This is a genomic window from Paenibacillus sp. FSL M7-0802 (genome assembly GCF_038004945.1).
In the GTDB taxonomy this organism is placed as follows: domain Bacteria; phylum Bacillota; class Bacilli; order Paenibacillales; family Paenibacillaceae; genus Paenibacillus; species Paenibacillus polymyxa_B.
In genome coordinates, this window is the sequence record NZ_JBBOSD010000001.1 from 200,790 (window position 1) to 213,357 (window position 12,568).

11 protein-coding genes are annotated in these 12,568 nt (G+C 39.0%); 5 read left to right on the top strand and 6 right to left on the bottom strand.

The window, feature by feature from the left end; all coding sequences use genetic code 11:
- Nucleotides 1-29: 29 nt before the first annotated feature.
- The 4 genes from MHB54_RS01225 to MHB54_RS01240 form a co-directional block, all read right to left on the bottom strand.
- Nucleotides 30-296: a hypothetical protein gene (locus MHB54_RS01225; protein ID WP_068940838.1), complete on the bottom strand. Its 267-nt coding sequence runs from the start codon at nt 294-296 to the stop codon at nt 30-32.
- 95 nt (nt 297-391) lie between these two features.
- A complete protein-coding gene (locus MHB54_RS01230) occupies nt 392-1,249 on the bottom strand; it encodes a DUF4878 domain-containing protein (protein WP_068940836.1) in 858 nt (285 codons plus the stop codon).
- Nucleotides 1,250-1,727: 478 nt separating this feature from the next.
- Nucleotides 1,728-3,146, bottom strand: coding sequence for a helix-turn-helix domain-containing protein (locus MHB54_RS01235; protein ID WP_340981346.1), 1,419 nt, complete (start codon nt 3,144-3,146; stop codon nt 1,728-1,730).
- 238 nt (nt 3,147-3,384) lie between these two features.
- A complete protein-coding gene (locus MHB54_RS01240) occupies nt 3,385-3,876 on the bottom strand; it encodes a hypothetical protein (protein ID WP_340981347.1) in 492 nt (163 codons plus the stop codon).
- Nucleotides 3,877-4,303: 427 nt separating this feature from the next.
- Here MHB54_RS01240 and MHB54_RS01245 point away from each other — a divergent pair, with 427 nt between their 5' ends.
- From MHB54_RS01245 to MHB54_RS01265, 5 genes are all read left to right on the top strand, one after another.
- Nucleotides 4,304-4,756 (top strand): helix-turn-helix domain-containing protein, encoded by a 453-nt coding sequence (locus tag MHB54_RS01245; protein ID WP_340981348.1) that lies wholly within the window; start codon nt 4,304-4,306, stop codon nt 4,754-4,756.
- A gap of 293 nt (nt 4,757-5,049) precedes the next feature.
- Nucleotides 5,050-5,493: a helix-turn-helix domain-containing protein gene (locus MHB54_RS01250; protein ID WP_175405267.1), complete on the top strand. Its 444-nt coding sequence runs from the start codon at nt 5,050-5,052 to the stop codon at nt 5,491-5,493.
- A gap of 469 nt (nt 5,494-5,962) precedes the next feature.
- Nucleotides 5,963-7,159: a site-specific integrase gene (locus tag MHB54_RS01255; protein ID WP_068940828.1), complete on the top strand. Its 1,197-nt coding sequence runs from the start codon at nt 5,963-5,965 to the stop codon at nt 7,157-7,159.
- 140 nt (nt 7,160-7,299) lie between these two features.
- A complete protein-coding gene (locus MHB54_RS01260) occupies nt 7,300-8,001 on the top strand; it encodes a response regulator transcription factor (RefSeq protein ID WP_340981350.1) in 702 nt (233 codons plus the stop codon).
- A gap of 15 nt (nt 8,002-8,016) precedes the next feature.
- A complete protein-coding gene (locus MHB54_RS01265; RefSeq protein WP_340981351.1) occupies nt 8,017-9,123 on the top strand; it encodes a sensor histidine kinase in 1,107 nt (368 codons plus the stop codon).
- 65 nt (nt 9,124-9,188) lie between these two features.
- On the opposite strand, the gene MHB54_RS01270 is transcribed toward MHB54_RS01265, so the two are convergent.
- Together MHB54_RS01270 and MHB54_RS01275 are read right to left on the bottom strand one after the other, a co-directional pair.
- Entirely contained in the window at nt 9,189-10,625 is a 1,437-nt protein-coding gene (locus tag MHB54_RS01270) for a glycoside hydrolase family 1 protein (RefSeq protein WP_034095026.1), read from the bottom strand.
- A 19-nt stretch (nt 10,626-10,644) separates the two neighbouring features.
- A complete protein-coding gene (locus MHB54_RS01275; protein WP_069079676.1) occupies nt 10,645-12,534 on the bottom strand; it encodes a beta-glucoside-specific PTS transporter subunit IIABC in 1,890 nt (629 codons plus the stop codon).
- Nucleotides 12,535-12,568: the final 34 nt, after the last annotated feature.

A 12,568-nucleotide genomic window follows, 5' to 3' on the forward strand; every position in this document is an offset into this window, starting at 1 on the left:
ACTGTTACATACAAGTTGTAAAAACTGCATTAATCCTCAACCAACAGAGAAATCCAAATGAATAAAACATAAAAAATAACTGGAAGAGATATTCCAACAATCAGAATTATTCCTACCATCTTTAGTGAAAGAATATCCCTTAAACTTTCAGTTTCTTTTTTCAAATATTTCTTTTTTTTAATATCTTCTATGGCTCTAACTAAAATCTTTTTTTGTTCATTTTCATTATGCTTCATTAATTCATTCAAAAATTCATCCTGTAAGCCTTCTATATTTTTTTCTTGAATATCTGTCATACTTTCACCTCATTAAATTGCTCAAAATATTTATGTGTATTATAAAAATAAATCTACCCACAAAAAAGGGTAGATTTAAAATTTTCCAATTAAGATTACTGATATGCATTTCCTGCGCCCATAGCGCCATGCTCACCGCTTGAGTTAGAAATTTTAATGTAAAGCCCGGTTTGAGGTGCAAGCCCACTTTTACTTAAAGAGAAAGAATACCAACTACCATTTTCACGATATCTACCCGACAGCATTTTTTCTCCGTATACATCATCACCTACAAAACCTTTTTTAACAATTTGATACACAAGACTCACACCACTGGTGGTGCCAGGTAGTTCCTGCCATCCATTCATTGTTACTGAATTGCCCGTCATATTGAATGAACTAGTGCTGTATGCCGTAGTCCTTGAATAAAGTCCTCCATCATTTTTTGTCAATGAAAAGTCCCAGTTAGCAATAGCGCTTGCTTGTGGCTTAATTATTTTGTTTTTGTCTAGTTCAATTTTATCATTTTCTTCTCTATCTTTTTGAATTTGCAATTTCACCTGTTCGCTTTTAGTTTCTTCACCGACCACAACCAATTTCCATTGGTCTCCATATTTAACCACAGGCAATGTTACGGTGTTTACTTCTCCACTATCTTTACGTGTTAAATCAATAGTCACATCATATTCTTTTCCGTCTTGCTTGAAATCCCCGATAGAATATGATGAAAATTCATCATTTTGAAAGAGTTCTTTATATTGCTTTTTTTGCTCATCTGGAGATGTAAATCTTGAATCATCAACCCACTTGGCTAACTCATCGGCATCCTTGTTATTAATAGCATCGATATAATTTACAACGGCTTGTTTAGCAGATTCTTCTTCAGACTGAACAGAAGCAGCAGTAACAGAAAGAGGAGCTATAACCAATAACAATGACGATATCATTAATGCGAAAAACTTACTTCCTTTCATTAACAGAAAACTCCCTTCAGAAAATAGTTTGATGTGGTAACTCCTTATACCATTAAATTGCTATGTACCATCTCCTTTTTGTAATTTTTGGTTACCACACTAATTATACTCATAATACGAACCAAAAGTTTCACAATAAAGGTAATTTTTTCGATATATTTCAATAAGAAGTTTATTAATGGTTTAAACTGTATTTTTATTTCATATCAAAGAGGCTAGACGGACAATCCTATCTAACCTCTTCCAAAACTGATCATATACTTTAGTGTGCTACCCTGTTTGCCATTGATCCATATTAGAAAAGATTAAATTTCACCGCGATGTGCTGTTGGGTTCGTAAGTAGAACTATTTCAGGAATACAGTTTTAACGAATTATTAAAATCAATTAGCATTTAAGCTCCTCCATGTGTTGCAAAGACTTGAAATCCTCCATTATGACTATCCACATAAATAGGCACAGCTAAGGTAAACAAAAAACTACTCGCAACGATCAGCATTACCACTTTTTTCAACATTGTTTAACCACACCTTTTCAATGAGATTGTAAAACTCTGTTTTAGTTTCAGGAACCGCATGGGCTTTGAAACGCACAAACAACCCCATACAATTTATAAAATATGTCTCATTATTTAGTATATGTGCTTTTACCATTGAACAAAACAAATGATTAAAGCCATCATAATGCAACCCATGATTTAAATAGTAATAGGCCAATTCATATCCGCACAGTGCCGAGTATTCCGGTATTACTTGCTGGGTATACATATCATCTGATAATGGTCGTTGAGATAAAGACCCAATCTCTGTTTCGAATCGTTTAAGTATATCGTTTAAATCAAGCTCATAACGGTTAGCTGCCATCATTATGTTAAGTAGTTGAGTAACCCTATCTTCTTGAATCGTATCTGATGATTCATCAATATAGTTTAGATATTCATGAAGCACACTCACATCACCAGATAAAAGCCTATAAGCAAGTATATTAGCTTGTGACCAATGTTTAAACAAACCAATCCAGTGCTGGGTATCCTCATTGGTCTCTCTAACCCAATCTAAATTGGAGTAGGCATATGTATAGTGTAATGCCTGCTCATAATTACCCTGCTCTTCACATGCATTAGCACAGAGCAAGTCTGCATAAGCAATGTACACAAACAAGGGACGACTCAACTTGTCGCTAGATTCGGTCTGTTCTCGGCTGTTCTGTTGATGTTTTATTGTATATTGGATCTCGGCTTTAGCTCTCATTTTCCTCGCTATCTCGTCAACCTTATCCCATTTACGCAAAGACCTGTACACGTTCGCCAAATCCTTCAATGCGTCAAGTTGGTCTATTTCATCTAGGCGTTCGACAAAAGCTTCAAATACGGCTGCCACCCCGACATTTTGGCTTTGATCATCACTAATCTGAATCTTAAATATGCGATATTGACAGATGGCCAAACGTTCAGAATGTTGATATCTCTCCGTTTCAGCTACCCCCTCATAGAGTATCAATGCCGCTTCTAGTCGTCCCTGCGCCAACAATCCTTCTGCAATTTCGAATAGCTTGGGCGAATAGAGTAGATTGTCCATGATGGCTCCCACCACTCGACGGATCGCATCTAGTTTGTCCAACTCCGCACAGCGAAATAAAAATGGCTCGATTCGCCTCATATTCGGGGGATGGTCGATGATAAAGTTTTCTATAAATAGATCATAAAAGTGACCTTCAGGTAAACCCATAGCCTCAGTAATTAGGTCGAGCTGGTTAACAGACATAGATTTATTGCCTGTCACAATACTACTTATTATTCCCCTATTCATCCCTGTAATTTGTCCAAATTGCGATAGGCTTAAGCCTTCTTGTTTTAGATATTGTTCCAATTCTGCTCTAATCGTGGGTGTAATTTTCATGGATAAACCACCCTTTCAGCGTGAACTCACTATATGATGCACAGATAAATATACTATATAATTATGAAACAAGTAGTAAAATACATTTGTTTTATTGTTTTTGATTGTACCATCTTTTGGAACAAAAACATATACTTTTCATATATGTGCTTAAGATACCTAGTAAAATGATAATTTCACTCAGATTAAAAATGATTAGCCCTCTACAAGAATGTACTCCTGTAAAGGGCTTTTTGTTTTACATAAGAAGTAGTGACACCTCCAACATAGTACAGTACTTCCCTTTTTCTTGGCGAGCATTATAAATTTCTGAAGGATCTTTTGATACAAGCTTATTCATTTTGAATTGATTGATTGGTTCTTGGAACAATTTTTCTAACGCTAGTCTCTTGTTGCGATAAAAATCACAAAGAAAACTGCTAACATCAATGTAGCTACAGGTATCAATTCTTTCTTTTCTCATTTTTGTAAGTAAAGACTGTTCAGGCAGGTCGGCTGTTTCCAAAGGTAATCTCTCAATAAATTCATACAACTGTTCAACTGTATTCAGAAAAAACCTCATCTTGCTAATTAGTATTGTACAATTAGACCCAATTCCGAACTTCTCTAAAACACTTTCGAAAGTGATTTCATTATTATAGAGTGATTTGTCTGAGATTCCAGTAGTATATGTATAAGAAATATTATTCTTCGGGTAGTTTTTTGCTTCTTTTCTCAAGATAATGGTCATTATTCTGTCTCCTTTTCGCATCTGCGAAGTTTAATTCATTGAATGCATGTAATTCCATGCGTCAAAGGTTATATATGGATATACGACGATACACCTACGTGGTTTCAAATATTTGGGACTGTATGAAGATTAGATGAATTATTGTGTGATATGTGGAGATATCCTCTTCTTTTACACGTGTATCTGATTTTGTGAATAGAAATCTGTTTTTATGGAACTATGTTCTTCATCGTGTATAAGATTCGGTTGACATGTTATACTTACCAAGAAGGAGTTATGAATAATGATCAATTTTTACCCTCTACATAAAGCGGCAGCATATGCTCTTCCTTTTTCTAAATTTCATCTTGTATTACAATAGTGAACGTGTCTACAATAGTAATGTACACTGCTTTATTTGTTATGTCAAGAAATGAAAGGAGTTTCTATGAATAGTGCTATTTATACTTATCTTCGACACCTCAGAGAACAAAAAGGCTGGTCGCTACGAAAGGCTGCTGAAGAAGTCGGTGTCAGCGTTTCATATATCAGCTTAATTGAAAAAGGTGTTCATCCAAGCACCGAAAAGCCTCCAAAGATTTCACCAGAAATTTTAGAAAAGTTTGCTTTTGCTTACGGAGTACCCAAAGAAGAACTTTTGATGTATGCTGGTTACATTAGTGATCAACTTGCCTTTGATATGGAAAATCCTGGTGCTACCCGGTACATGACAATTGAAGAATCAAAATCATATTATGAATTGAATAGAAAAACGAATACCAACAACGACTTGGAAGACATGATAGAAAATGCTGACTTTCTAACATTTAGAGGACGACTTATTGATACTATCACTAAAAGAAAAATTATCGACATGATTGAAATTCTGACCAATGACTAATATAAAGCATACAATGCCATCCTAAATTGCAGGGTGGTTTTTTGCTGTATTGCGGATGAATTTAGGATGAATTTTAGATTTTAGTTGTAGACTCCTTTCTAGTAACTATAGTTGTCATATATATGTTTCCATATAGTTTAGTTTATGAGGTTAACTATACATACCTTTTTATTATCCGTCAAGTATACTTATCGATTTCAGTAAGTATACTTTTCATTTATTATCGATTATAATAATATTGTTAATATGGAAAAGCTTTATTACCTATCTGTACAAAGCGAGGTTGATTATTGTTGAACGAAACACTTGGAGAACGAATAAACCTTATTAGAACTAAACGTGGACTTAAGATTGGCGAATTGGCTGAAATGATAAAGATTCCTGTGTTCGATAAGGATGGGAATGTTGTTACTCACAAGAACTATACAAAGACTTCTCTTTCACTTATTGAGAATAACAAACAACGTCCTTCTATTGATGTTGTTACGGCTATAAGTGACATTTTGGGGGTTTCTATTGATTGGTTGGCACGAGGGATTGAATATGACGGTAAAAAATTAAAAACGTTTGAACAGGAGAAACTAGGGTTTTTGTTTGAAACAACCAGTGAAGGAGATTTGAATACTTTTGATAAATTTATTAAAGCTACTATGAAGCAGATGAAAGAATACGACGATAGAATTGACGATATTGAAAAACGGTTTAAACAATACACAGACAAAAAAGAGGATTCCTAAATCAAAAGGAGTCCTCTTTTACTTTATATGATATTCAATTGGCTTTTAACAAGTTGACAAAACCCTCAATATGACTGGGTTGTGTAGTGCGTCAGGCTCACTGGGATCTGCAATGTCAATATACTTTAAATACTGGTTTTGCAGCTTATAACGATAACATCAGCTTTTCCCATAGCCATTGAAACGGTTCAGTCGCGATATATCCAAATACAGTCTTCCCTTCTGCTGGAAATCTAAAGTATAGATAAGTACATATAAAAAAGCGACACAGAATATAATATTTAAATGTCATTTTTCTTTGATCTAAACATCTATAGTCTCCTTAATACGTTGTTATTCTTATTCTACATGTTGTTGTTCTATCATTCAAACAAGCATCTTGTCGTTTACTATTGCAAAAATAACTATATATGATATGATTATTTTGTTCATTTTTTTCATTATATTTAATTATTTGAGGAGGATATGTATGGCGAAAGGTTCTGTAAAGCTTGATGAAAAAACAGGATTATATTATTACGTTGTGGATGTTGGAAAGGACGGAATCAGAAAGCAGAAAAAGAAACGAGGATTTAAGCGGCAGAAAGATGCTCATGCAGCTATGACGAAAGTACTAGCTGAGGTAAATAGTGGAGACTACATTGAACCAAGCAAGATAAAATTTACAGATTATATGTTAGATGTATGGATCAAAGAAAAAGTTCAAAATAGACGCATGACTCGTTTAACGGCAGATTCATATCGTTCAATAATATTAAATCATATTAAGCCGATTTTAAAAAATAAAACACTCGGTGAATTGAACTCAAATGATATAAAGAAACTAATAAGTGAAATAAGGAAAAAGAAAAAAAAGAATAAAGAGTATTCTGACTCATTTATTCAAATGAATTTCAATATTGTGGTATGCGCCTTGAATTATGCTGTAAAAAGTGAGTTGATAAAAGACAACCCATCAAATAAAGTAGAGCGCCCAAGGATTGCTAAAAAAAAGCTTATTGTGTGGGAAGTAGACCAAATACAGACTTTTTTGGGTACATTAGAGGATCATCGGCATTACATTGCATTTTTTTTGGCAATCCATACAGGTATGAGAAAAGGTGAAATACTCGGACTTCCTTGGAGCAATGTTGATTATAAGAATAGATGTATTGTGGTCACCCAAACACTTGAACAGGATACAAAAGGATTTAAACAAGGAGCAAAGAGTTCATCTGGAGTCCGCACAATCACCATATCAGATGATGTGATTAAAGTACTAAAGGAACAAGAGGCAAGAATTAATGAAGAAAAGAGATTGGCTGGGTCAATGTATGTAGACAATGATCTGGTGTGTTGCACTGAAATTGGTAAGCCTATCTTCCATAATACCTTAACTAGAATAATGAGCAAAAGAATAAAAATATTAAGATTGCCTTATATTAGATTTCATGATCTCAGACATACTTCGGCTTCATTAATGTTGTCTATAGGAATACATCCAAAGGTAGTTTCAGAAAGATTGGGTCATAGTAGTGTAGTTATAACATTGGATACTTATTCACATTTACTCAAGAATATGCAATCAGATGCGGCAGTTGGATTAAGTAATCTATTAAACGGAAATGAAGAAAATGATCCACTAGAAATAGAAGATAAATTCTGTGACCAGAAGCGTGACCAATAGAGTTTATTAAGCACATAAAACATGAAAAAACGTTGGTACATAAGGAGTTTCTAAGATAATATAATGTGTAGTATCTTATCAAAGGTATATAATACGCCCATATTGTATACTGCTGGAAAGAACAGAAAGGGTGCACAACCATGCATAACGGAACCATTTTATTAGTAGACGATGAACCTGAAATTATTAAGCTGATGCAAATTTATTTGGAAAATGAAGGATATCGACTGCTTATGGCACGAGACGGATTGGAAGCGCTGGAGCAAGTCAGTCGGGAATCGATAGATGTGATGGTGCTTGATGTGATGATGCCCAATATGGACGGGGTTGAAGCTTGCATGAAGATCAGAGAAACCGAGCATTTTCCGATTATTATGTTGTCTGCGAAGGGACAAGATATGGACAAAATCACAGGACTCAGCGTTGGGGCCGATGATTATGTCACTAAGCCGTTCAGCCCGTTGGAGCTGGTGGCACGCATCAAATCCCAGCTGCGCAGAGTACGGAAATACACCCACTCCTCCCCTGCATTGGAGCATGAAATGATACTGGATGAACTCTCCATTAATTCTGCTACGCATGAGGTCACTCTCGCCGGAGAATCCATTAAGCAGACCCCGCGTGAATTTGCCATTGTCGAGCTGTTGGCACGTAATCGTGGTCAAGTGCTGAGCATGGAGCAGATCTATGAAAAAGTGTGGAAGGAGCAATATCTGGAATCCAACAACACGCTGATGGTTCATGTGCGTAAAATTCGCGAGAAAATTGAGGCTGATCCGAGAAAACCTAAATACCTGAAAACGGTGTGGGGAATCGGCTACAAAATGGAAAAATTCGATTAATGGAGGATTCACGTCTTGAAGGCAAAACGATATGACACATTGGGATGGAAGCTGGCAGCCCTTATTCTTGCCGCCTTCACTTTAACCGGACTGATTTTGATGGTGTTTTATTATGGAGCATCTTTGCTACTATGGCTGAACCCTTCCCGTTCATTTTTTGGCACTCGTCTAATTCGCTGGACCGTGAATCATATTGGGTCCCCACTCATCATGCTGATTGGAGGGCTGCCTTTATATATTTATTTCTTTTTCCTTTTTACCAAAAATACGATTGGCTATCTTCGCGAAATTACGACGGGGATGCAGGAGTTTGCTGATGGAGATCTGTCCTATTCGATTCCTGTTTCTTCAGCGGACGAGCTGGGTACCTTGGCGAAAAATATGAATACCATGGCGGACAAGCTCCGTCTCTCACTGGAAGAAGAACGGGCTTCCGCCAAAGCCAAAAACGACCTGATCACCGGCGTATCTCATGATCTTCGTACCCCGCTAACATCCGTGATCGGTTTTTTGGAATATATTGAAACCGACCGCTATCGGGATGAAATTGAGCTGCGCTATTATGTGAACATTGCTTATGAAAAGTCATTGACGCTTAAAAAGCTGATCGATGAGCTGTTTGAATACACGCGTGTGAGCGGTGGCAGTCTGCCACTGGAGCTGGAGCCTGTAGATCTCGGCAAATTGCTTACCCAGCTTGCTGAGGAATTTGTACCCTCGCTGGAACAGGCGGACATGTCCTACCGTGTCCGAATCGTCGAGCCTGTTCGGATTCTAGCCGATACCGACGAGCTGGTACGCCTGTATGAAAATTTGTTTTCCAACGCTATTCGATACGGAAAAGACGGCAAACGCCTCGATATCACCATAGGACGCGAAGACGACGAGGCGGTGGTAATCTGCACTAACTACGGCACCCCAATTCCTGCGGAAGATGTCCCGCACTTGTTTGAGCGGTTTTACCGGGTGGACAAATCACGTTCCAAGGAAACCGGAGGCACCGGACTGGGCCTTGCGATTACAAAAAGTATTACCGAGCTGCATGATGGCCGCATTTCGGTTAGGAGCAATCGCAGACAAACAGATTTTGAAACCCGTTTTCCCCTCTACTCCTACACATAAACAAACGAACCAGCCAAAGATTGTATCTCTGGCCGGTTCATTTCTGACTTTTATTTAATACAGGACTATTTTCCTTTATTTTGTTCAAATAATACTTCCCCATTGGATTCAATAATCTTTTGGTACCAGTAGAAGCTGTTCTTTTTTCTTCTTTCCAGCGTACCCGTACCATCGTTGTTTTTGTCTACATAGATAAAGCCGTACCTTTTTTTCATTTCTCCCGTTCCCGCACTGACAATGTCGATTGGACCCCACCAGGTATAGCCGAGCACTTCGCAGCCATCCTCAATAGCTTCATGCAGCTGGATCAGATGCTTGTTCAGATAGTCTACCCGCTCGGGATCATGAATTGAACCGTCTTCCAAAATTTCATCATGACTGCCGTAGCCGTTCTCTACAACAAACAGAGGTTTCTGATATCGGTCGTACATCTCATTACACACATAGCGGAAGCCCTTCGGGTCAATTGGCCATCCCCACGGCGTTTTTTCCAAATAGGGATTGTCGAGTCCCATAATTCCCCCTGTGTTGCCCAAGATGGGCATACCTGCTTTATGTGTCGTACTTCGATAATAGCTAAATCCTAAATAATCCGCTGTATGCTCCCGCAGTAATTGTTCATCTCCGGGCTCCATTTGGACCATGATGTTATGCTCTTTCCAGATCCGTTTGGCATAGCTTGGATAATAGCCTCTAAGGATCACATCGGAATAAAATAAGGATCTTCTTCTCAGCTCATAGGCTTCAAACACATCGTCCGGATTACAGGTATTCGGATAGATCGGACTCAGGGATAACATAGCGCCCATCATCGCTCCTGGGATAATTTCATGACACAGTTTAGTAGCCAGGGCACTGGCAACGAAAACATGGTGACTAGCCTGATAAATAGTCGGCAGTTTGTGCTCATCGTCTTGAACAACAATGCCTCCTGCCGCCAAAGGAATGGTATGGAAATGGTTGATTTCGTTGAAGTTCATCCAATATTTCACTTTGTTTTTATAACGTTTGAAGACAACTTCCGCATACTTTACATAGAATCCAATCAGCTCGCGGCTTTTCCAGCCTTCGTATTTGCGAATCAGATTCAGAGGTAGCTCAAAGTGAGAAATGGTGATGACCGGCTCAATTCCATACTTCAGTAGCTCATCAAACAGATCATCGTAAAATTGCAGCCCTTTTTCATTTGGTTCGGCATCATCCCCATTCGGAAAGATTCGGGACCATGCAATGGAAGTCCGAAAGCACTTCATGCCCATTTCGGCGAACAGGGCGATATCTTCTTTATAACGATGGTAAAAATCAATCGCTTCATGGCTGGCGTAGTACTTGTTTTCATCAATCGTATCATCAAACGTCCCGCCTACTATTCCTCCCCGAAATGCATCGCTGATTGCTGGCCCTTTACCATCCTCGTTCCATGCCCCTTCAGCTTGATTCGCTGCTATAGCACCACCCCATAGAAAATTCTCAGGAAAACTTTTGGCTATTTGTGCTGTCATAACTCATTTCCTCCTTTATTTAATGTACAGTGAGCAAAATACTTTGCAAATCTACGGATTTTTGCTGTGTCTGGGTAACCTTTTGGTAAGCAGTGCTGTTGGTAACAATAATTGGAGTGGTCAGGTCATAACCGGCTGCCTGGATTTTCGGAATATCAAATTCAAGCAGCAAATCGCCTCGTTCAATCCGTTGCCCTTGTTCTACATGCTTCGTGAAATAGCTGCCTTTCAGCTTAACCGTATCTAGTCCCACATGAATTAACAGATCCAGATGGTTATCTGAGGTGATGGCTATCGCATGGCCGGTTCGAAATACGAGCGAGACAACCCCGGAAACCGGTGAATATACCTTTCCTTCACTCGGTAGAATGGCTATTCCTTGACCCATCGCTTCTGTAGAGAACGCAGGATCAGGAACCTCATGAAGCGGAACAATTTGGCCATGGATAGGCGCATAGACATTCTCGGTGACTTCGGTATGTCCAGGTTCAGTTTGTAAGGCAGGCTCGGATTTTTCTGCTTCCGTCTTTCCTGTCTCCGCATCCGTTGCCCCGTTTCCTTCATTAAAGCCCAGAATATAAGTCAATAAGGTAGTAACCACAAATGAAATGATGATACTAATCAAATAAAAAGCAATTGTATTCGTAAAGAATGCCGGAATAGTAGTTATTGCCGGGAACACATAAGCAAGCACGGTCGTTTGGAAATGTCCGGCAATGGCCCCTCCGATCATTCCCCCGATGACGGCGGCAATCATTGGTCTTTTCAGCTTCACGGACAATCCGTAAACGATAGGTTCTGTAATACCAGCGAACAGTGAAGGGAAAATAGATGACAGTGCGTAAGCTTTCAGCTTTTTGTCTTTGGCTTTCAGAAAGACCCCAAGAGCGACACCGGATTGGGCGAAGGTCGCAGAAGCCATCATAGGTCGAATCGTATCAAACCCTTTGAGGGAAAGATTGTTGATCATCGCAGGTGCAATCCCCCAGTGTAAACCAAACATCACTAGGAAGGTCCAGCCGCCTCCCAGAATGGCTCCAGTCAAGAGACCGCTTTGCGTACTCAAAAATTCAATACCATCCGCAATACCTTTACCGGTGTACACTCCCAGTGGACCGATCACAATGGCGGTAAGCGGAACCATAATTAATAAGGAAACAAGCGGGACCATAAACAATTCAATGCTTTTCGGAACCACCCGCTTCAGAAACCGTTCCAGATATGAATACAGCCAAATGGCTAAAATTGCTGGAATAATGGATGTCGTATAACTCATCAGGACAACGGGAATGTGGATAAAGGAAGCAATATCCCCCGTGTTTTCCATCAGCTTGGTGAAGTTAGGCTCCAGCAGAGCGGCCATAATGGCAGCAGATACGATAGGCTGGGTCTTGAATGTTCTCGAAGCTGAAAACGCCAACATCAGTGGCAGGAAGAAAAATACGCCGTTGCCTGCGGCAGCAAGGATAGCATAGGTACTGGAGGCACTGTCCAACCACTCTAACTGTGTAAGAATAACCAGGATAGCTTTCAGCATCCCTGCACCAGCCAAAGCAGGTACAATCGGCTGGAAGATAGAGCTCATGACGGTAAAAGCACGACTGATGAAATTACCTTCCTTTGCATTATCCTCTTTCTTTTCGTTGCCGCTTTTTACCTGAAGGTTATAGTTCTTCGCAATCGTATCATAAACCTCGTTAACATGATTGCCGATCACCACCTGGTACTGCCCTCCGCTTTCTATCACAGAAATGACACTGTCGGAATTTTCCAAAGCCTGTTTATTGGCTTTTTGCTTATCCTTAAGTGTAAATCTCAGACGGGTCATACAATGGTACAGATCACGTATATTTTCTTCTCCGCCTACATTAGTTACAATGAATTTCGCTAATTCATCATGTTTGCTCATAATGCCTGCCTCCAATGCTCTCTGGTTGATATAA

Coding starts and splice junctions, on each gene's coding strand:
- MHB54_RS01235 (WP_340981346.1), bottom strand. CDS start 3,146: ATGAAAATTACACCCACGATTAGAGCAGAATTGGAACAATATCTAAAA.
- MHB54_RS01245 (WP_340981348.1), top strand. CDS start 4,304: ATGAATAGTGCTATTTATACTTATCTTCGACACCTCAGAGAACAAAAA.
- MHB54_RS01270 (WP_034095026.1), bottom strand. CDS start 10,625: ATGACAGCACAAATAGCCAAAAGTTTTCCTGAGAATTTTCTATGGGGT.
- MHB54_RS01275 (WP_069079676.1), bottom strand. CDS start 12,534: ATGAGCAAACATGATGAATTAGCGAAATTCATTGTAACTAATGTAGGC.
- MHB54_RS01230 (WP_068940836.1), bottom strand. CDS start 1,249: ATGAAAGGAAGTAAGTTTTTCGCATTAATGATATCGTCATTGTTATTG.
- MHB54_RS01255 (WP_068940828.1), top strand. CDS start 5,963: ATGGCGAAAGGTTCTGTAAAGCTTGATGAAAAAACAGGATTATATTAT.
- MHB54_RS01225 (WP_068940838.1), bottom strand. CDS start 296: ATGACAGATATTCAAGAAAAAAATATAGAAGGCTTACAGGATGAATTT.
- MHB54_RS01260 (WP_340981350.1), top strand. CDS start 7,300: ATGCATAACGGAACCATTTTATTAGTAGACGATGAACCTGAAATTATT.
- MHB54_RS01240 (WP_340981347.1), bottom strand. CDS start 3,876: ATGACCATTATCTTGAGAAAAGAAGCAAAAAACTACCCGAAGAATAAT.